At 67.9% G+C, this 20044-nt stretch carries 22 protein-coding genes; 13 read left to right on the forward strand and 9 right to left on the reverse strand.

The window, feature by feature from the left end; all coding sequences use genetic code 11:
• Positions 1 to 20 precede the first annotated feature (20 nt).
• Positions 21 to 401 (forward strand): MmcQ/YjbR family DNA-binding protein, encoded by a 381-nt coding sequence (locus NJ1_RS08300; RefSeq protein ID WP_067689728.1) that lies wholly within the window; start codon positions 21 to 23, stop codon positions 399 to 401.
• Positions 402 to 502: 101 nt separating this feature from the next.
• On the opposite strand, the gene NJ1_RS08305 is transcribed toward NJ1_RS08300, so the two are convergent.
• A complete protein-coding gene (locus NJ1_RS08305; protein WP_067689731.1) occupies positions 503 to 1594 on the reverse strand; it encodes a toprim domain-containing protein in 1092 nt (363 codons plus the stop codon).
• Positions 1595 to 2414: 820 nt separating this feature from the next.
• Between NJ1_RS08305 and NJ1_RS08310 the strand changes: the two genes are divergently transcribed.
• The 9 genes from NJ1_RS08310 (at position 2415) to NJ1_RS08350 (ending at position 10126) form a co-directional block, all read left to right on the forward strand.
• On the forward strand, positions 2415 to 3314 hold the full coding sequence (locus tag NJ1_RS08310; protein ID WP_245717278.1) for a HalD/BesD family halogenase: 900 nt from the start codon (positions 2415 to 2417) through the stop codon (positions 3312 to 3314).
• Between the two features lie 11 nt (positions 3315 to 3325).
• Positions 3326 to 4168 (forward strand): class I SAM-dependent methyltransferase, encoded by an 843-nt coding sequence (locus NJ1_RS08315; protein WP_245717279.1) that lies wholly within the window; start codon positions 3326 to 3328, stop codon positions 4166 to 4168.
• Entirely contained in the window at positions 4165 to 5967 is a 1803-nt protein-coding gene (locus NJ1_RS08320; protein ID WP_067689737.1) for a choline/carnitine O-acyltransferase, read from the forward strand. The genes NJ1_RS08315 and NJ1_RS08320 overlap by 4 nt, the downstream gene beginning before the upstream one ends.
• 86 nt (positions 5968 to 6053) lie before the next feature.
• Entirely contained in the window at positions 6054 to 6635 is a 582-nt protein-coding gene (locus NJ1_RS08325) for a TerD family protein (protein WP_067689740.1), read from the forward strand.
• A gap of 116 nt (positions 6636 to 6751) precedes the next feature.
• Positions 6752 to 7015 carry a phosphoribosyl-ATP diphosphatase gene (locus tag NJ1_RS08330; RefSeq protein WP_067689873.1) on the forward strand — a complete coding sequence of 88 codons (264 nt, stop codon included), beginning with the start codon at positions 6752 to 6754 and terminating at the stop codon, positions 7013 to 7015.
• Positions 7016 to 7102: 87 nt separating this feature from the next.
• Positions 7103 to 7954, forward strand: a complete 852-nt coding sequence (gene hisG, locus NJ1_RS08335) for an ATP phosphoribosyltransferase (RefSeq protein ID WP_067689743.1) — start codon at positions 7103 to 7105, stop codon at positions 7952 to 7954.
• A gap of 152 nt (positions 7955 to 8106) precedes the next feature.
• Complete coding sequence (locus NJ1_RS08340; protein ID WP_245717286.1) at positions 8107 to 8424, forward strand: type VII secretion target; 318 nt, start codon at positions 8107 to 8109, stop codon at positions 8422 to 8424.
• Positions 8421 to 9821 (forward strand): TPR repeat domain-containing protein, encoded by a 1401-nt coding sequence (locus NJ1_RS08345; protein ID WP_157573832.1) that lies wholly within the window; start codon positions 8421 to 8423, stop codon positions 9819 to 9821. Before NJ1_RS08340 ends, NJ1_RS08345 begins: the two co-directional genes overlap by 4 nt.
• A gap of 35 nt (positions 9822 to 9856) precedes the next feature.
• Positions 9857 to 10126 carry a hypothetical protein gene (locus tag NJ1_RS08350; RefSeq protein ID WP_067689753.1) on the forward strand — a complete coding sequence of 90 codons (270 nt, stop codon included), beginning with the start codon at positions 9857 to 9859 and terminating at the stop codon, positions 10124 to 10126.
• A gap of 20 nt (positions 10127 to 10146) precedes the next feature.
• Here NJ1_RS08350 and NJ1_RS08355 read toward each other — a convergent pair whose 3' ends face one another.
• Entirely contained in the window at positions 10147 to 11004 is an 858-nt protein-coding gene (locus NJ1_RS08355) for a RecB family exonuclease (protein WP_067689756.1), read from the reverse strand.
• Positions 11005 to 11095: 91 nt separating this feature from the next.
• Between NJ1_RS08355 and NJ1_RS08360 the strand changes: the two genes are divergently transcribed.
• Entirely contained in the window at positions 11096 to 11929 is an 834-nt protein-coding gene (locus tag NJ1_RS08360; protein WP_067689759.1) for a tRNA (adenine-N1)-methyltransferase, read from the forward strand.
• 233 nt (positions 11930 to 12162) lie between these two features.
• Here the strand turns inward: NJ1_RS08360 and NJ1_RS08365 are convergent, their stop codons facing one another.
• Together NJ1_RS08365 and NJ1_RS08370 are read right to left on the reverse strand one after the other, a co-directional pair.
• On the reverse strand, positions 12163 to 12726 hold the full coding sequence (locus tag NJ1_RS08365; protein WP_245717280.1) for a DoxX family protein: 564 nt from the start codon (positions 12724 to 12726) through the stop codon (positions 12163 to 12165).
• Positions 12727 to 12750: 24 nt separating this feature from the next.
• Positions 12751 to 13515 (reverse strand): dioxygenase family protein, encoded by a 765-nt coding sequence (locus NJ1_RS08370; protein ID WP_067689878.1) that lies wholly within the window; start codon positions 13513 to 13515, stop codon positions 12751 to 12753.
• Positions 13516 to 13605: 90 nt separating this feature from the next.
• On the opposite strand from NJ1_RS08370, the gene NJ1_RS08375 reads away from it, so the two are divergent.
• Positions 13606 to 14055, forward strand: coding sequence for a MarR family winged helix-turn-helix transcriptional regulator (locus tag NJ1_RS08375; protein ID WP_067689762.1), 450 nt, complete (start codon positions 13606 to 13608; stop codon positions 14053 to 14055).
• Between the two features lie 146 nt (positions 14056 to 14201).
• Here NJ1_RS08375 and NJ1_RS08380 read toward each other — a convergent pair whose 3' ends face one another.
• Both NJ1_RS08380 and NJ1_RS08385 read right to left on the reverse strand, forming a co-directional pair.
• Entirely contained in the window at positions 14202 to 14627 is a 426-nt protein-coding gene (locus NJ1_RS08380; RefSeq protein WP_067689765.1) for an MTB12 C-terminal domain-containing protein, read from the reverse strand.
• Between the two features lie 83 nt (positions 14628 to 14710).
• Positions 14711 to 15172, reverse strand: a complete 462-nt coding sequence (locus tag NJ1_RS08385) for a WKL family lipoprotein (protein ID WP_245717281.1) — start codon at positions 15170 to 15172, stop codon at positions 14711 to 14713.
• A 245-nt stretch (positions 15173 to 15417) separates the two neighbouring features.
• On the opposite strand from NJ1_RS08385, the gene arc reads away from it, so the two are divergent.
• Positions 15418 to 17178, forward strand: coding sequence for a proteasome ATPase (gene arc, locus NJ1_RS08390; RefSeq protein WP_067689771.1), 1761 nt, complete (start codon positions 15418 to 15420; stop codon positions 17176 to 17178).
• Between the two features lie 93 nt (positions 17179 to 17271).
• On the opposite strand, the gene NJ1_RS08395 is transcribed toward arc, so the two are convergent.
• The 3 genes from NJ1_RS08395 to NJ1_RS08405 all read right to left on the reverse strand — a co-directional run.
• Positions 17272 to 17679, reverse strand: coding sequence for a hypothetical protein (locus tag NJ1_RS08395; protein ID WP_067689774.1), 408 nt, complete (start codon positions 17677 to 17679; stop codon positions 17272 to 17274).
• A 225-nt stretch (positions 17680 to 17904) separates the two neighbouring features.
• On the reverse strand, positions 17905 to 18633 hold the full coding sequence (locus NJ1_RS08400; RefSeq protein WP_067689777.1) for a peptidylprolyl isomerase: 729 nt from the start codon (positions 18631 to 18633) through the stop codon (positions 17905 to 17907).
• 242 nt (positions 18634 to 18875) lie between these two features.
• Positions 18876 to 20044, reverse strand: a 1169-nt coding sequence (locus NJ1_RS08405; RefSeq protein ID WP_067689780.1) for an aminotransferase-like domain-containing protein, incomplete at its 5' end; no start/stop codon positions are given.

Genomic DNA, 20044 nt, shown 5'->3' on the forward strand with positions numbered 1-20044 from the left:
CGGTCGTTTAACCTGCGCATATGGGTGACGCGCGGGAGATGTTGCGGGAGTTGTGCATGGCTATGCCGGGGGCGGTGGAGAAGCTGAGTCATGGGGAGCCGACGTGGTTCGCGGGTGGGAAGAAGGTGTTCGTGATGTTCGCGGACCATCATCACGACGAGCGGGTGGGGTTCTGGTGCGCCGCGCCCGCGGGGGTGCAGGAGGAGTTGGTGGGGGCGGAGCCGGAGCGGTTCTATCGGCCGCCGTATGTGGGGCATCGGGGGTGGTTGGGGGTGTATCTGGACGTGGAGGTGGACTGGGCCGAGGTGGGGGAGATCGTGGAGGAGGCGTACCGGATGGTGGCGACCGCACGGCTCGTCGCGGAGCTGGACGCGCTGCGAACGGACACCGGCGAGCGGTAGGCGGGAACACGATCACCCCGGACGGGCGACGAGTCGCGCACGAGTGCCGCCCAGTGCTTCGGTGCGAGGACTGTCGCGCTCGGGCGAATCGGTGATCGCGCTCACCGGAGCGGTCGATAGTGCTCGTCGAGAACGGGAACCGGGTCCAGGTCGGTGAGATCGTGGCCGGCGTTGCAGTGGTCGGTGAGGTCCTTGCCGTCGCGAGCTTGCAGGATGCGGATGTCCGGCACGTGGGGGTGCAGGGTGGCGGCGACTCGGGCGGCGTGGCGATATCCGGGGCCGTCGCGGTCGGCGATTATCCGGATGCGGCGGGCGGTCCGGAGCCAGGCGGCGTGGTCGCGGTGCCAGTTGGTGGCGCCGCCGGAATTGCAGGTGGCGGTGAGACCGGCACGGGTGGCGGTCAGGACGTCGGCTTCGCCCTCGCAGATGTAGACGGCCTGACCCGCGCGCAGGGCGGTGAGAAGTTCCGGGAGACGGAACGGCAGGCGTGGGAAACCTCCTGGGACCCAGCCTCTTTCGGTATACCGCTCCTGCCAGAAGGATTTGGCGTAGCCGTGCTCGTGCAGGGTGTGGATGCGGTTGATCCGGCCCGCGGGGCGGCCGGAGGGGTCGCGGTAGATGTACGAGGTGATGTGCTCGGGTCGCGCCAATCGGCGGCCGAGGTCGCGTTTCCGGCTGCGCGGCGCCAGACCCGCCGCCGCGAGCGCCTGATCGACGAGTGTGCGTTCGGTCGGCGCTGGTTCGTGCTGTGCGCTGCCGGAAGGCCATCCCGGATTCGCCGTGGGCACAGGCGACGGCGGCCTTGTCGACGGCGCGGCCGGTGACCCGATCGCGTACCGGGAGTGCGAGGGTGACTCGTGTTCGGCCGACGGTCGTGGCTCGGCCGCGCGGCCGGACGACCCTGGTGAATCTGCCGGACGTCCGTATCCGGCGGTGCCCGGGTGGTCGAACAGGTCGCGCACGTGCAGGCCGAGGCGGTGCAGCACGTCCTCGTCCGAGCATCCGGCGAAACACTTGACCACGGTGCGGCGCTTGCCGTGGTTGTAGACGACGCCCAGTGAGGGTCGATGGCTGCGGCCGTCCGCCTCGTGGACCGGGCACAGGTAGGTGATCCACTCCCTGCCGTGCCTGCCCGGGCCGCACACGCGGTTCAGGGCGCCGGTGATGGTGTCGAAGGAGTCGTTGGTTCTCATGCGGTCCTCCCACTACCGGTGTACCCGGCCCGCGAAGCCCGTCACACAGCATGAAAAGTACTGTTACGCAGGTGAAACGGTGACCGGTAGGACGTGCTGACGACTGTTCGTGCACGCCGGCGGGGCGAATGTGTGGTTGCGGGAGAAAACCAGGTCCGGCCTGCGCGTTTCGGTATCGGTCTCTCGCGAAACGGGTTCCGGCGAACGCGGGACGCCCGCGTGTCGGAATCGGCTCCGACGCGGTGCATCCCGGCGAGCGATCGGGGTTGTCGGCGACCGAAGATCGGAGGCGGGCCGCGGAGTCGTGATCATCGGCCGGTGGCCGGGCGCACGGTTCGATCGGCGGCGCCCCGCGTGCCCGGTGTGATCGCACGGGTGCGCCGTTCTCCGGCGCAGGGTCGTCGTCCTCACACTATTCGCATGTGTGCGTTCGCATTTCACCGACAACGGAGTCCTGCATCCCGGCCGTGTCGTTTCGCGTGAAGGCCTGCCGGGCCCGCTAATTCTCGACAAACCCCCGCGACCGGTCGGTCTGTGAACGGCTTCGAAGCTGCGAGCCGGGTGAACGCGTTGTCCAGCAGCGAGATCTGCGGACACACCACCCGCCGTCGACGTCGATCGCCCGGATCCGGCTCTCGTCGAGGACGCGGCGTCGGCTATCCGCGAGCATCCATCGCGCCGGGACGGTTGTCCGATCTTATTTGCCCTGGACCTGGCGGCCGATTATCACATGAAAAAGCCTGCCGCACAGGAAAAGTGAGTATCCACAATCGCGTTGCATCTCGGGCGTGTCGCGGCCGGCGCGGCAAGAATGGTCGTCATGGTTACGGCAGGGGGTCGGATAAACGCGTGCGAAGCGGGCGACGAGGGCATGGGCGACACGCTGGACGCCGTGGATGTCACGCGATATCCGCTCGACACACCGGGTAGTGAGAAATGGGCGGCGACGGTGCGCGCGGCACGCGCGGAACTGGCCGCGGACGGCTGCTGCGTACTGCGCGGCTTCCTCCGGCCCGAGCGCCTGGAGACACTGCGCGCCGAGGGCGAGGCATTGGCCCCCCACGCGTACTACCGCGTGGAACGGGTCAACGCCTACAACATCCCGCTCGACACCGAGCTGCCCGAGGATCATCCCGGGCGTATCGTGCTCGAGCGCGGGAACGCCTTCGTGGCAAGGGATCTCATCCCCGTCGACGCGCTCGTGCAGCAGCTCTACACCGAACCGCGCTTCCAGCGATTCATCGCGGACTGCTTCGATCTGACCGAACTGCACGAGTTCACCGATCCACTGGCGGGCCTGTGCCTGAACGTCGTCGCGCCCGGAATGTCGCACCCGTGGCATTTCGACACCAACGAGTTCACCGTCAGCATGGTCACCCAGCAGGCCGAGTCCGGTGGCGTGTTCGAGTACTGCCCGAACATCCGCTCCCGCACCACCGAGAACTTCCCGGATGTGAACGCGGTGCTCACCGGCGACGGCGACCATCTGATCCGGCGGCTCGAGCTACGCCCCGGCGATCTGCAACTGTTCCAGGGCCGCTTCTCGCTGCATCGGGTCTCGCCGGTCGGCGGTGCGTCCCAACGCCATACGGCGATCTTCGCCTACACCGAAACTCCGGGCGTCATCGGCAGTGTCGAACGCACCAGGCAATTGTTCGGCAGGGTCCTGCCGGACCATCTAGCCGCGGGTGCCATCCGCGGTGATCGTTTGCTCGACTGAGAGGACATCGCGTGCCGGCTTCGTTGCGCACCACAGTGTTGGACACCACCGGGAAGGCCTCGTTCGACGATATCTACGAACGGCCCGATCCACGCGAGTACTACGCCCGTATGTCCGAATTGGACTATCGGATACCGGAATTGGCGAAACCGCACTTCCAGCAGCTCATCGAAGACCATCACGCCGCCACCGGCATCGCGGCCCCCACCGTGCTCGACATCGGCTGCTCGTACGGGGTGAACGCGGCACTGCTGCGCCTGGACGTCGGCATGAAGGACCTGGTCGCGAGCTACGGCACGCAGAGCACCGCCGAACTCGTCGCCCGCGATCGGGAGGTCCTGGCCGAGGGCGATCTGCTGCCGAACGTGCGCTTCCTGGGCATGGACGCCTCCGGGCCGGCCCTGAAGTACGCCCAGGACGCCGGTTTCCTGCACGGCATCGTGCACGCGGATCTGGAGAGCGCCGATCCCACCGAGGAGCAGCGCGCCCTGCTCGCGAGTGCGGACCTGGTCATCTCCACCGGCTGCGTCGGCTATGTGACCGATGCCACCCTGCTGCGCGTGGCCCGGGCGCACGGTGGAAAACTGCCGTGGATGGCGCATTTCGTGCTGCGCATGTTTTCGTTCGAACCCATAGCCGCTCAGCTCGCGACGCTCGGTTATCGCACCGAACTCGCACCCGGTGTTTTCCAGCAGCGCCGCTTCGCCTCCGACGATGAACAGTCGGGGGTGTTGAATACGTTGGAGGCCAACGGAATAGACACCGAAGGCCTGGAATCCGACGGCTGGCTGTATGCCCAGCTCTACCTGTCCCGCCCGTCCCCGACCCTATCGATCGAACAGGACATGCATTGAGCGAACGGACCTTCGCCCACGACGAGCAGCTGCCGAGAGTGCCGCTGCCCACCCTGGAGGAGAGCTGCACCCGGTTCCTGCACTGGAGCGCACCGCTGCTGAGCACCGACGAGTACGCCGCGACCGCGGCCACCGTCGAGGATCTGCTGCGCCCCGACAGCCCGGCCCGCACCCTGCACGCCGATCTGGAACGCTTCGACGCCGAACCGGGCGTCGGCAGCTGGCTGGATGAATTCTGGCCCTCGCGCTACCTGGGCCGTCGCGACCGAATCGCGTTGAACGCCAACTTCTTCTTCCTGTTCCGCGATGACACGGCGCTGGCCGGCTCGACCACCGCGGATCAGTCGGAGCGCGCGGCGGCGCTGGTCTCGGCCGCGGTGAACTACAAGCTGCGCCTCGACGCCGAGGAAATCCCGCCGGTCGCCCCGCGTGGGCAGCAGCTGAACATGGCGCAGAACAAGTTCCTGTTCTCCGAGACGCGCATTCCGGGCATTCCTCAGGACACCGTGCGGGTGCCGTATTCGCCGGAATGGCCGGGCCACTCGCAGGCGCGGCACATCCTGGTGTTCTACCGCGGCAACATGTTCCGCATGGACGCCATCGGTCCCGACGGCGTGCCGTACACCCCGGAGGATCTCGCGGCCGGACTGCGCGGGGTCATGAAGACCGGTGCGCGCCGGGCGGCGACCAGCGCCTCGGCCGGTCACCTCACCACCCTGGCCCGGGTGGAGTGGGCGCCGGTGCGCGAGGGCTTGCTCGCCGCCAACGCCGCCGCCTTCGAGACCATCGAGACCGCGCTGTTCTGCGTCTGCCTGGAGGATTTCGCGCCTCGCGACACCCTGCACGCGTGCGATCAACTGCTGCACGGCGACAGCGGCAACCGCTGGTTCGACAAGGCGGTGTCGTTCGTCGTGTTCGCCGACGGGCAGGCCGGGATCAATGTCGAGCACTGCGGACTCGACGGCACCACCATCCTGTCCTTCGTGGACGCGCTGCTGGAGTCGCCGGTGTCCGCGCATGCCGAGCAGTCCGGCGCCCAGCCCCAGGGCCTGCCCGGCACCGAGCCGATCGAATTCGTGCTCGACGCCGAGCAGAAGACGGTCGTGGCCACCGCCGCCGCGGCCTTCGCGCAGTTCGCCGCCGACACCGCCACCAGCACGGTGTCGTTCGACTTCGGCACCAAGCGGGCCAAGAGCTTCGGCATGTCCCCGGACGCGTTCGCGCAGTTGAGCTATCAGCTCGCGCATCAGCGCAGCAAGGGGCTGATCGGGGCGACCTACGAGTCCATCGCGACCCGGCAGTACCGCAACGGCCGCACCGAGGCCATGCGCGTGGTCACCCCCGAGGTGCTCGAATTCGTGGCGGCCATGCAGGATCCGTCCGTCGACGCGGACGGCAAGCGGGCCGCCATGCGCACCGCCGCCGAGGCGCACGTGCGTCGCGCACAGGAATGTCAGCGCGGCGAGGCCCCGGAACAGCACCTGTGGGAACTGCAGATGATCCAGGGCAGGCGCGGTGAGGAACTGGGCGCGACCGAGCCGATGGCGTTCTTCGACAGCCCGGGCTGGCGCATCACCCGCGACGATTTCCTGAGCACCAGCTCCGCGCCGTCGGTGAACATCCAGTACTTCGGTTTCGGATCCACCAGCCCCACCTGCATCGGCATCGCGTACGTGCTGCTGCCGGACCGCTGGAATCTGTACCTGGCCACCCCGAGATCGGTTGCGCAGCAAATGCACGGCTTCGCGGACAATCTGCGCCAGGTCGTCGCGGAACTGGCCGAACTGCTCACGGTGTGATCGGGAACATGAACATGTAGTGCGCACTATGACCGGGATGCCGCTGCGCCCCACCACGATCCGTATTCCTCGGTACGCTGAACACCGTGATTACGCTTCGGAAGGAAGACGGCGCAGCGGATCTCGCCGGTATCAGCAAGATGAGTGTCGGTGTGAGCTGGGACCCGTCGGCCGGTACCAGCGGGGGCCTGCTCGGCATCGCACGTCGTAAGAAGGGCGTCGACCTGGATCTGGTCGCCGTGCTCATGCAGGGCGCGGAGCCGGTGCGCTTCGCGGGCCTGGACTCTCTCGACCCGCTGGGCAACGGCTCGGTCGTGCACTCGGGTGACGAGCAGACCGGTGCGGCCTCCGGCGACGACGAGACCGTGCACGTCACGTTCTCCTCGGTGCCCACCCCCATCACCTCGATCATCTTCGTGGCCGCCGCGTTCAAGAAGGGCAGCTCCTTCGAACGCGCCAACAATGTGTCGTTCAAGATCTACGACGCCACCGGTGGCAACAGCCAGCAGGTCGCCGATATCTGGCCGTCGCTGCTGGGTGCGGAGAACGCCAACGCCATCGCGCGCGCCATCCGCGCCGGGGACGTCTGGCAGCTCGAGGTGCTCGATCGCAAGGGCAAGGTGAAGCAGGGCGATATGCAGGCCCTGCTGCGCTTCGCCATGGGCTGATCCCGGGCAAGACCCGCACGTCACGGCGATGTCCGCACGCCCGGTCCCGGTGATACGCACCGCACGGACCGGGCGCTTTGCGCCACGTGTGCCGCGATCTGCGAGAATGGCTCACCGTGAAATCTTTCGAAGCCCTGTTCGCCGAGCTGCAGGATCGTGCCGTCAACCGTCCGGAGGGATCCGGCACCGTCGCCGCCCTGGACGCCGGTGTGCATGCGCAGGGCAAGAAGGTGCTCGAGGAGGCCGGTGAGGTCTGGCTGGCCGCCGAGCACGAGAGCGACGACTCCCTTTCCGAGGAGATCTCCCAGCTGTTGTATTGGGTGCAGGTTTTGATGGTGGGCCGCGGACTGCGGCTCGAGGACGTCTACCGACATCTGTGAAGCGCCGATTCGCCGTACACGCCGTACGGCCGACCTCCACGCGACCACAGTCCTCACGTCCCCAGAACCGTCCCGAAAGGACCCCCTATGCTTCGCGTCGCCGTCCCCAATAAGGGCTCACTCTCCGAAGCCGCCGTCGCGATCCTGGCCGAGGCCGGCTACCGCGGGCGCAAGGATGCCCGCGACCTGAGCGTGCTCGACCCGGCCAACCAGGTCGAATTCTTCTTCCTGCGCCCCAAGGACATCGCCATCTACGTCGGCTCCGGTGAGCTGGATCTCGGCATCACCGGTCGCGACCTCGCATTGGATTCCGGTGCGCCCGTGCAGGAACGCCTGCCGCTCGGCTTCGGCCGCTCCAGCTTCCGCTACGCCGCGCCCGCCGGGCAGGAGTGGAAGGTCGAGGATCTCTACGACAAGCGCATCGCCACCTCGTACCCGAATCTGGTGCTGGCCGACCTCTCCAGCCGCGGCATCGAGGCCGAGGTCATCCGTCTCGACGGCGCGGTCGAGATCTCGATCCAGCTCGGCGTGGCCGACGCCATCGCCGATGTGGTCGGTTCCGGCCGCACCCTGCGCCAGCACAACCTGGTCGCCTTCGGTGAGTCGCTGTGCGACTCGGAGGGCGTGCTGATCGAGGCGAAGAACGCGGATCAGAGCAACAAGGCCCGTAACCAGTTGGTCGCCCGCATCCAGGGCGTGGTGTTCGCTCAGCAGTACCTGATGCTGGATTACGACTGCCCCAAGTCCCTGCTGGACGCGGCCGTCGCGATCACTCCGGGCCTGGAGTCGCCGACGGTCTCCCCGCTGACCGATCCGGACTGGGTCGCGGTGCGCGCTCTGGTTCCGCGCACCCGCGGCAACGAACTCATGGACGCGCTCGCCGATCTCGGCGCCAAGGCCATTCTGGCCACGGACATTCGTAGCTGCCGCGCATTCTGATCGCGCGCTGAAGAATTACTCGCGCCCGCCACGGAATCCGCGGCGGGCGCGATCTCTTTCCCCGTGTTATCGTTCGACAACTTTTCGTCGAGTGCCATGGCTTGAAACGTTCTGTGTGCGAACGAAATTCAACTGGGGGTGGACAATTGCAGGTGTCGCCGGACGAATTGCGGGCAGCCGCCGCGACAGTGGACGGTATTGCCGACGCGGTCAGCAAATCGCCCGTGTACGACAGTGAATCGATCCTCTACTCCACCGTCGGCGTCCTGCGCGCGGGTGCGGCGACGGCCGCCGCCGTGCACACCGCCGACCCGGCGATGAAGCAGGCGATCGCCGTGGTGACGGGCCGCTATCAAGAGATCTCGCACCTGCTGCGGACCTCGGCCACGCAGTATCACGACACCGATCTGGACAGCGCCGCGCGTCTGGACGCCCTCGGGGATCTGAACGCGGGAGTACTGCCCCGGTGACGGTCCCGACTCCGGCTCAGACGGTCATGATCGCCCTGGACCTGGCCGAGATCGCCACCCGGGCGGACACCATCGCCACCACCCTCACCACCGCCGCCGACGATCTGCGACGGTGCGTCGATGACCTGCACTGGTCCGGGGAAGGCCGCGTCGGCGCCGAGCACCGGACCACCGAGGAACGCCGCCAGATGCGCACCCTCGCCGCCGCGTTCGGCGAACTGGCCGCCGGGTGCCGGACCGGGCAGGAAGCCATGGCTCCGGCCCTGAGCAAGTTGAAGTCGGGCCTGGCCTGGTTGCGCGACAACAGTTTCGCCGTCGCCGAGGATTGGACGGTCAGCGATACGTTCAATTACACCGCGGCGCACGACGAGACGAACGATCAGCGTATTCGTCGGCAGCTCGCGGATCTGCAGTCCTCGCGCGCCAACGAGGCCGCCAATCAGACGGTGGCGCTGCGACAGACGGCGATCGACTTCGGCCGCGCCGACGATGCCTGCGCCCAGGCCGTGCGCAAGGCGGTCGCCGATATCGGCACGCTCGCACCCGATTCCGCCGGCCTGGGCCCTCGCGTGGCGGACCGGGACCTCGCGGACTTCCGCGGCGGCGATGCCACACCCGAGCAGATCGCCCGGCTCCGGGCCGCCACCCAGCTGACCGATGAGCAACTCGCGGACCTGCGCGGTGGACGGCCGGTCGAGTTGACCCAGGGGCGATTCGACTACCTCCGGGAACTCATGCGCGATCTCGACGGGTCGAGCATCGAGTCGATCGCGCAGCTGGGGGACGCGCTTCCCACCGAGGATCAGCGCACGGTGCGCGCCGGAATCGCCGATGCGCTGCAGCTCATGTCGAACCCCCTGATCGGGACCGGCGGCGGTGCGGACTCAGCGCGCGTCGCGGATCGGGGCGGCATGGACCAAGTGCCCGAACAGGTTCGGACGCTGCTGACCGAGAAGCCTTTCGGGACCGGGAATTCCACGCCGCGCGCGGGTGTGTCCGGCGGGGTCATCACCGTGCCGCGGCTGAACGACTTCACCACGTTCACCGATCTGCTCGGCCGCGGGAACTCGGCGCTGGGACAGGGCACCGACATCGATCGCGGTCTGCTCAAACAGGCCGCCGAGATCGCCGGTGGTCACGAGCGCACCCGGATCGGCTCGAATCCCTTCTCCGACAACCCGACTCCCACCGAACTCGCCGATCGCCTGCTGGCGCGGGCCGGTGGCGATATCGCGGCGGTGCACGACTTCCGGACCGGACAGGGCATGGGTGTGACCGTCACACCCGGTGGCGTCTACAACGCCGAATCGCATTACGGCAGCGTGCTCGATCACGACTGGCAGGAGTACGACAGCGGCATCACGAAACTCGTGGCCGCGGTCGGCGCACCGGCCTGAGCACCGACCGACCGACAGCACGATCGGAGGACTCGATGAGTTTCCTGGACCTGCCGCCGGAGATCCGCGCCGCGCTGCTGCGACCCGAGGGCGCCGGAAAACCCGGCCCGCCGGTGATTTCCGGCCCGCCCGGGCAACCCGACCCCGCCGACGTGGCCGCGATGATCTTCGTGGACGTCGAGGAACTCGGGCCGAGCGGATCACGGGTGGCCGCCACGGAATGGGATGCGCGGGTGATGGACTTCACCGACGTGGAGGAGCTCGATTCGATCGGCGGGCGGGCGCGCATCGTCGATCCGCACTAGGGCCTCCGCCACCCCGGGCGTCAGGGTTCGCGCGGGCTCTGTTCGGGTAGCTGCGCCGGGAAAGGCGGTGGGGTGCCGCCGAATTCGGGGCACAGGGGTTTGTACTCGCAGTAGCCGCACAGCCAGCTGCGGCTGGGCGGGAAATCGCCGGTGCGCGCGGCGGTGTCGATCGCGGTCCACAGCGCCGAGACGATGCGTTCGAAGCGGGCGAGCTCCTCGGCGTCGGGTTCGTAGGAGAGCACCTGGCCGTCGGTCAGGTACATCAGCCGCAGTTCGGCCGGGGGCGCGCCGAGGGTGCGCATCAGGACCAGGGCGTAGAACTTGAGCTGGAACAGGGCGCGATTCTCGCGCTCGGGGCTGGGGGCCCGGCCGGTCTTGTAGTCGATGACGTGCAGCGCGCCGTCGGGGGAGCGGTCGATGCGGTCCACGATGCCGCGCAGCGGAGTGCCGTCGGCCAGTTCGGTTTCGACGAAGGTCTCACACGAGTCGGGTTCGAAGGCGCTGGGATCCTCGAGCCGGAAATACACCTGCAGCAGGTCGTTCGCCTCGCCGAGGAAGCCGTCCAGCTCCTCGCTGGTGATCAGCTCGACGGTCTCGGGCCGGGACTCGAGCACGGCGGTCCAGGACGGGGCGATCAGGGCGGCGGCATGGGCGAGATCCCGCTCACGCGCCGGCAGCGCGAACAGTGCCTCGAGGACCGCGTGCACGAGCGTGCCGCGCACCGCGGCGCGGGAGGGCGCCTCGGGGATCTTGTCGATGGCGCGTAAGCGGTACTTCAGCGGGCACTGTTTGAAATCCATTGCTCGGGAAGGTGATAGCGCAAGCCTGCGCGGTGTGTCACCCGCGGAGTCCGGGGTAGTGATCGCGGGTACCGACATACCTGGCAGGCTAAACCCAGGCACCGACACGGTGCGCACGAAATCCGCACAGCAATGTACGAGCGACGCTGTGCCCAGTGACAGGAGATTCATGACGGCCAGACGGACCGGGCCTTTCCAGATCGGCGACCGGGTACAGCTGACCGATGCCAAGGGCCGCAAGTTCACGGTCATCCTGGAAGAGGGCAAGGAGTTCCACACCCACGCCGGGCAGATCGAGCACAACGACCTGATCGGCGCCGACGAGGGCAGCGTGGTGAACTCCGCCAAGAACACCCCCTATCTGGCGCTGCGCCCGCTGCTGACCGACTACGTGCTGTCCATGCCGCGCGGTGCGGCGGTCATCTACCCCAAGGACGCCGCCCAGATCGTGCACGAGGGCGACATGTTCCCCGGTGCGCGCGTGCTGGAGGCCGGCGCCGGTTCGGGCGCGCTGACCTGCTCGCTGCTGCGCGCGGTCGGCCCGCAGGGCAAGGTCATCTCCTGGGAGATCCGCGAGGATCACGCCGAGCACGCGGTGCGCAATGTCGAGCGGTTCTTCGGCGAACGGCCGGACAACTGGGAACTGACCCTGGGCGATGTGGCCGACTATTCCGGCGAGCAGGTCGACCGCGTCGTGCTGGACATGCTCAAGCCGTGGGACGCCCTCGAGACCGTCTCCAAGTTCCTGATCCCCGGTGGCGTGCTGCTGGTCTACGTGGCCACCACCACCCAGCTCTCGGAGGTCGTGGAACACCTGCGCCGCCAGGAATGCTGGACCGAACCCCACGCCTGGGAATCGATCGTCCGCCCCTGGCACGTCGTGGGCCTGGCCGTCCGCCCCGAACACCGCATGCAGGGCCACACCGCCTTCCTGGTCAGCGCCCGCCGCCTCGCCGAAGGCGTCGTGGCCCCCAAGCCGCAGCGCCGCGCCGGCAAGGGGTAATTCGGCCCGCGCGCCCGCGCGGTCACGCTCGTGAACAGTCGTGAGCCCTCGCCACAGATGTGGCGAGGGCTCACGACATCTCGGTGCCGGAGGGGCATTTCGCGGGTGTGTACCGGCCTGATGCGCTGCCGGGGTCATCCGCGCAAAAGTCTTGGGGTGCAGGTGAAGTCGTAAGCGGCGAGCCGAGTGTGCGGTTACTCGCGGCGGGCGGAGCGGCGCTGTGCTCCGGACCCTCAGTTGCGAATGAGCAGTACCGCACCCGCCAGCACCAGCGCCAGCGCGATGGCTGCCGCGCCGTAGGTCAGGCGGTGGGTGCGCAGGGCCGGGATGAAGCGGTCGGCGGCGATCCGGCCGGGACCCGTGAGGGCCAGCGCCGCCGCGGCGGCGGTGAGCAGCAATTCGTACTCGACGCCCTTCGGGGCGAAGAAGCCTCCGCCCCACTTCACGGCGAGAGCGTTGAGCAGGGTGCCGACCAGGGCCGCGGCCGCGAGCGGGGTGAACAGACCGATCGCCAGCGCCAGACCGCCGAAGGTCTCGGTCAGGCCGGCGACGGTGGCCATGGTCTTGCCCGCCGGGTAGCCGCTGGCGGTGAAGAAGGCGGCGGTGCCGTCGAGACCGCCGCCGTTGAACCAGCCGAAGAGTTTCTGCGCGCCGTGTGCGGCCATGGTGAGGCCGACGGCCACTCGCAGTAGCAACAGGCCGAGGTCGTACGTCAGCGTGGACGCGGGGGCGTCGCTACGCACCGCGGGAGTCGTCTGGGTGGTGATCATGGCGAAGCCTTTCGGGGAGCGGGTCACGCGGGGATGGTCGGGATCGAGCGATCAGCCGAACTGGATCGAGCGGCGCGACAGGCCGAGCCAGTAGCCGTCGATGACGGTGCGCTGGCGGTCCAGGTCCGCTTCGCCCGCGCCGAGGCTGACGAACAGGGGTGCGAAGTGCTCGGTGCGCGGATGGGCGAGATGTGCTGCGGGAGCCTTGTTCTCGAAGTCCAGGAGGGCGTCGAGGTCGTTCTCGGCGAGTGCTTCGCGGCCCCAGGCGTCGAATTCGGCCATGAAGCCGTGGGCGTGCTCGTCGTCGGCAGTGAGGGCGCGCAGGTTGTGGGTGAAGAAGCCGCTGCCGACGATCAGCACGCCCTCCTCGCGCAGCGGGGCGAGCGTGCGGCCGATCTCGAGCAGCCGGGTGGGGTCCAGGGTCGGCATCGAGAGTTGCAGCACGGGCACGTCCGCGTCGGGGTACATCTCCTTGAGGGGGACGTAGGCGCCGTGATCCAGACCACGGTCCGGCACCTCGGCGACGCCGGATCCGAGCAGCGCGCGGACCTTCGCGGCGAGCGCGGGCGCACCGGGCGCGGCATAGCGGACGCGGTAGTACTTCTCGGGGAATCCGCCGAAGTCGTAGGTCAGTGGCACCGTCGTGGTCGCGCCGAAGGCGATGGGCGCGGCCTCCCAGTGCGCGGAGATGATCAGAATGGCTGTGGGGCGCGGCAATTCGCTCGACCAGGCGGCGAGCTCCGCGGGCCAGCGGGCATGGTCGGCCAGTGGCGGTGCGCCGTGTGACAGGTACAGCACCGGCATGGTTGCGGGCATGTCGTCCTCCCTCCAGGGTTGTTCAAATTTGAACTCGACACGACGATAGCTCATTGTTCAAATTTGAACAACCTCGGTAGGCTGAACCCCGTGACCGATGCGACATGGCTGAACCAGCGGGAAATGCGGGTCTGGGAGGGATTCCTGGCCGCAGGCGCGCTGGTGGGCAGGGAAATCGAGCAGCACCTCAAGCGGGAGGGGCTCTCGCACACCCAGTACGAGGTCCTGGTCCGGCTCGCCGCGGAACCGGACAGCCGGGTGCGGATGACCGAACTCGCGGACGCGCTCTACACCTCGAAAAGCGGTCTCAGCTACCAGATCACGCAATTGGAGAAGGCCGGGCTGGTGCGCCGGGAAACGGTGCCCGGTGATGTGCGCGGGGTGATAGCGGTGCTCACCGACGCGGGCCGTCGCCGGTTGGAGCAGATCGCGCCGGGTCATGTCGAGACCGTGCGCCGCGTCCTGGTCGACGTCTTGACGCCCGCGCAGCAGACGGCCATCGCCGAGGGGCTCGGCGAGGTCGTGACACGGCTGGTCTGATCGCGCCCGGTGTGATCAGAGGCGGCGCGAGCACGAATCGGGCCGGGGCGAACTCCGGTCGGCGGTCACCGCTGCTCCGGCCGGGCGATGTGGCCCAGCTGTCCGGCGTGACACCGAAACATGCTGGGCCCCAACTTCATCCGCCGCTAGCAGGGCGCCTTGCCCATGGACAGGATCGTGCACGCGGTGCCCTCGGACAGCTGCCAGCCCGCCGCCGTGTGCTCCCACGTCATCGGGATGCCGGGAATGGTGCCGTGCGGGGAGACGATCGCCACCGACGCGTTCGCGGTGTCACCGCCGGCCTGCACGCCCGAGACCTCGAAGCCGATCTTGCCGTAGTTGGCCAGACCCTGATTCATCTTGTCGATATTGCCGGTGCGGCGGTCGCCGCCGACCATGAGCTGCTGCTTGTCCGCCGTCGGGACGCCGGGATCGGTGAAGCGATCGAGGGTCGACTGCAGTTCGGCGTTCGTGGGCGCGGGGGTGTCGGCGGCGGCCACTGCGGACGCCGAGCCGAGTGCGACGGCCACGCCCACGGCGGCCAGGGTGATGCGGACGGATCGAGCGAACATGAACGGGCGAGCCTTTCGGGAAAGCTTTCGAGACGTCGTTCGAGATATCTTTCGAGACGTTTTTCGAGACACTGAGATTTGAATTACGGCTGGCAAGCGGCGCGCGCCATGCCCAGGATGGTGCACGCGCCCGCGTCGGACAGCTTCCAGCTGCCGTCGGTGTAGGCGAAGGTCATCGGCACATCGGGCATGGTGCCGTGCGGCGAGGTGACCCCGACCTTGGCGTCGGCCTTGGTGCCCTCGGTCTTGATCTCGCCGACCTGGAACCCGACCTGGTAGTTGGCCAGGCCCTGGTTCATCGTCTCGATATTCGAGATTCGCTTGTCACCGTCGACGACCAGTTTCGCCTTGTCCGCGGCGGGCTTCGCCGGGTCCGCGAACGCTGTGAGCAGGCCCTGAAGGGTGTCCGCGGTGGGTGCGGGGGCGGCCGCGGCCGCGGAGGTGCTCGCCGCGGAGGTGGTCGAGGATTCCGTGGAGGTCTTGTCGTCCGAGCCGCAGCCCGCCAGAGTGGCGGTAACGGCGAGGGCCGCCGCGGCGGTAGCCACGGAAACACGCAGCGTTCGCGAAACGTTGTGTATACCAGGAGTACGACCCGTGGGAAGGAGCATTCGACGGCACCCTTTCGGCTCTGGCGGCGAGTTGACTCGCCGGTAATAGGTTAGGGCAGGCTAACATGTCCGACCGGCTCGTCGGCCGCAGCCTAGATGTGATCACGACGAAACCATGTCGGAAAGCGAGAACGGTTATCGCCCGGTAGCGTTGATAGACCGGGACTGGGAGGAGCAGCATCATGAGCCCCATAGAACATTCGGATTCGGCAGCCTGGAGGGAACTCGAGGCGGTACGTGCCGAGGCGGCTGCACTCCGGAGGCAACTCGCCGACTCGCCCGATCACTCACGGGAATTGGAAGCGCGCGTCGATTCGCTGACAATTCGCAATACCAAACTCATGGACACCCTCAAGGAAGCGCGGCAGCAACTCGTCGCTCTCCGTGAGGAAGTCGATCGGCTCGGGCAACCCCCGAGCGGTTACGGCGTCCTGATCGGCGTGTACGAGGATCAGACGGTCGACGTTTTCACCTCAGGACGCAAGATGCGCTTGACGTGCTCACCGAATATCGACACCACCGGACTCACCTACGGTCAAACCGTGCGTCTCAACGAAGCACTGACCGTGGTCGAAGCCGGCCGGTTCGATCAGATCGGTGAAATCGGCACGCTGCGCGAGATTCTCGACGATGGACGTCGTGCTCTGGTTGTCGGTCATGCCGACGAGGAGCGCGTGGTCTGGCTGGCCGGCCCCCTGGCAGCCCTCGTCGATGTGGATGACCTCGAGGATCCGGATCGGCCGATTCGCAAACTGCGGCCGGGCGATTCGCTACTCGTGGACACCAAGGCGGGCTTCGCGTTCGAGCGCGTTCCCAAGGCCGAGGTCGAAGACCTCGTGCTGGAGGAAGTGCCGGACGTGGACTACGAGGACATCGGCGGTCTGACTCGTCAGATCGAGCAGATCCGCGATGCGGTGGAACTTCCGTTCCTGCACAAGGATCTGTTCCGCGAATACGCGCTGCGGCCCCCCAAGGGCGTGCTGCTCTACGGTCCCCCCGGATGCGGTAAAACGCTGATCGCCAAGGCCGTTGCCAACTCTCTGGCGAAGAAGATCGCCGAGTCGCGTGGCGAGGACGCGAAGGAAGCCAAGTCCTTCTTCCTCAATATCAAGGGTCCCGAGCTGCTGAACAAGTTCGTGGGCGAGACCGAGCGTCACATTCGGATCATCTTCCAGCGGGCCCGCGAGAAGGCGTCCGAGGGTACTCCGGTGATCGTGTTCTTCGACGAGATGGACTCGATCTTCCGCACCCGTGGTTCGGGTGTCTCCTCCGACGTGGAGACCACCGTTGTGCCGCAGTTGCTTTCGGAGATCGACGGTGTCGAGGGCCTGGAGAACGTCATCGTCATCGGCGCCTCCAACCGCGAGGACATGATCGACCCGGCCATCCTGCGGCCCGGCCGCCTGGACGTGAAGATCAAGATCGAGCGACCGGATGCCGAAGCGGCACAGGACATCTTCTCCAAGTACCTGATGGATTCGCTGCCCCTGCACGCGGACGACGTGGCCGAGTTCGACGGCGACCGCGCCAAGTGCGTGCAAGCAACCATCGAGCGCGTGGTCGAGCGCATGTACGCCGAGAGCGACGACAACCGCTTCCTGGAGGTCACCTACGCCAACGGTGACAAGGAAGTCCTGTACTTCAAGGACTTCAACTCCGGCGCCATGATCCAGAACATCGTGGACCGGGCCAAGAAGTACGCGATCAAGTCGGTGCTCGACACCGGCACCCCGGGTCTGCGGATCCAGCATCTGTTCGATTCGATCGTGGACGAGTTCTCCGAGAACGAGGACCTGCCCAACACCACGAATCCCGATGACTGGGCACGCATCTCGGGCAAGAAGGGCGAGCGGATCGTGTACATCCGCACGCTGGTGACGGGCAAGAACGCCTCCGCCAGCCGCGCCATCGACACCGAATCGAACACCGGCCAGTACCTGTGAGCCGGTAGGTCCGAGACGGCAAGAGCCGCCCTTCCTTTCGGAAGGGCGGCTCTTCGCTTGTCCGAGATGCCTTGCGGGACCGCCCGAACCGGATCAGCCGATGCCGGGCAGGTATCCCGGGTAGACCCAGTTGCTCGCGCCGCCACCGGGCGCGGACGATCCGGTGAACGACGGGAAATTGAACGGCAGCGCCACCAGCTTGTGCGGGTTGCCGTCCCGATCGGCCTGGAAGCAGCTCATCGCCACCCCGTGGAAGCTGCTGCACACCACGCGGGTGCTGTTGCCGTACGGCGAGGTGAGCCGCCCGCGTGCGTCGAGCGGATTCCAGTAGGCCGGGTCGGTCGGGGTCAGGAAGGTCGCCTCGGAGACCTGGATGGCGCTGTTGGGCTCCTGCACCGGCCATTCGTCGGCTGCGGCGACGCCGCCGCCCAGGGCCAGCGCGGAGCCTGCCGCCGCGGCGGTGGCCGCGAGCCGGGAAACGCGTCGAGAGATCGTGTTCATACGCACTCCATCGTTCTGCACTCGTACACGGTGCTCGGTATGGGTCTGCGATCAACCGGGGATCGCTACGGTCGAACGGAACGATGCCGTCGAGCCTCGCACGGCATCGATGAGAGCATCGGTCCGCACCCCGAAGGTCGTTACGCCGAGCAACGGTATCGCTCGTCTCGCCGAGGTTTGCCCGAGCGGGGTCGTTTCCCTGATCGGCTCGCGCGCCCGGTCGGCTCAGCCCTGCTCGGCGGTGACGGAGCTCAGCACGATGTCGGTGGCCGGAGCGCCGTCGCCGGACCCGTCGCGGGTGCCGCCGGAGGCGATGTTCGTCAGCACGTCGAGGCCGGAGGTGACGTGGCCGAAGGGGGTGTAGTTCGGGGGGAGCTTGGTGTCGGCGTAGACCAGGAAGAATTGGCTGCCGTTGGTGTTCGGGCCGGAGTTGGCCATGGCGATCGTGCCGGCGGGATAGGTTGCGCCCGCGAGGTTCTCGTCGGGGAACTTGTAGCCCGGGCCACCGGTGCCCTTGGCGGTGGGATCGCCGCACTGCAGCACGAAGATGCCCGAGGTGGTGAGGCGGTGGCAGCGGGTCTGGTCGAAGTACTGCTCGCCCGCGAGGAAGGTGAACGAGTTGACCGTGCGCGGCGCGCGAGCGGCGTCGAGCGCGATGGTGACCGCTCCGCAGTTGGTCTCCAGGTTCGCGGTGTAGGCGGCGCCCTGATCGATGGTCAGACCCGGCTCGGCGGGCCACTGCTTGCCGTTCGGCTGCCCCTGCGTGACCGACATGCAGCCGGGGGCCTCCGCGCGCAGCGGGCTCGGCGCGGCGACGGCCGCGCCGGTCGCGGACGCGAGCATCGCGACCCCGGCCGCCACCGAGGCCGCGCGCCGCAGCGCGGTGCGCCCCGCGGGAATCCGGGACCGGTGTGCTCGCTGGGTCGGCTGCTGGACGTTCGTGACGCTGTTCACCGGTGAAGGCCTCCGTGTTCGGGTCGGTCGGTTCGATGTGCCGCGCATACTGCCACGTCCGGTGGTGGCGGTCCGGCGAACGTGGGGATTATCCGGAAAGGTCCCGAATGCCCCGGCAGCCCGCTCGAGCGCTTCGGGCTCGTTACCCGATACGCCGGAATTCGAAACTCGTGAGGCTCCGGCAGAGTCGACGCGCGTGGTCTGCCGGAGCGGTGAATTGCGCGGTGGGGAGCGGGTGGAGGTCAGGCGCGGCGGATGCGGCGGTAGGACGGGGCGGCGTTCGCGGCGGTGGCGAGATGGCCTGCGACCTCGCTGATCTCGGCGTCGTGCAGGGCGGCCACGGTGAGCCGGAGATGATCGGTGTGCGGGTGGTCGGTGACCTCGAACGGTCCGCCGGGGGCCGGCTTGATCCCGGCGGCGGCCAGGGAGATCATGGCGGCGTTCTCGTCGGCGACGGGAAGCCACAGGTTGATGCCGTCGCGGCGGGGGATGCGAATATCGTGGCGGGCCAGCGCTTTTCGCAGGGCTTCGGCACGAGCGCGGTAGGTGGTGCGGGCGGTTGCCACGGTGCTGCGGGCGGTGTCGTCGTCGAGCATGTGCAGAATGACACGCTGGAGCAGTCGGCTCGACCAGCCGGGGCCCAGCATGCGGCGTTCGATCACCGGGTCGAGGTAGCGGGCCGGGCCGCCGACCACCGCCAGTCGCAGGTCCGCGCCATGGGATTTCGAGTACGAGCGAATGTGCACGGTGTGCGCGGGCCGACGTCCGCCGAGAGATCGCAAGGGAGAGTAGGCGATTCCGTCGGAGTGGTCGTCCTCGATGACGAGCAGTTCCGAATCCGCCAGTACCTCGGCCAGTTCCCGCACCCGCTGCGCGGACAGGGATGCGCCGGTGGGGTTCTGGGCTCGGGGCTGCAGCAGCAGCGCGGTCGGAGAGTGCTTCGCCAGCGCCGCGGCCAGTTCGCCGGGTAGTAGCCCGGACTCGTCCATGCCGACCGGAACCGGTCGCGCCCCGATCCGCGAGAGCAGATCCAGGAACGGCGGGAAGCACGGATTCTCGACCAGCACCGCGTCACCCAACCGGACGTGGGCGGCGAACAATCGATCCACCGCGTCCAGCGCCCCGTCCAGCACGGTGAAGCGTTCGGCGCGCAGCGGCCAGTCGATCCGCGCCACGGCCTCGAGCTCCGGGAGCATGGCATCGCCCAGATAGGTCGCCGAGAGGTCGTCGATCGCGCCGTCCTCGGCCAGCACCCGCAGCGCCGCGGTCAGGTCCGGCAGCAGATCGGGATCGGGAACACCGCGCGAGAGATCGATCCGGAAGCCGGAGTCCGACTGCGAGTGCAGGCGCTGATAGCGGCCGGACGCGGCGGGCCGGATCGGTTGGGTGGCCGTGCCGACGAAGGTGCCCG

Origin of the sequence: Nocardia jejuensis NBRC 103114, assembly GCF_001613145.1 — a bacterium.
Classification (GTDB): Bacteria; Actinomycetota; Actinomycetes; order Mycobacteriales; family Mycobacteriaceae; genus Nocardia; species Nocardia jejuensis.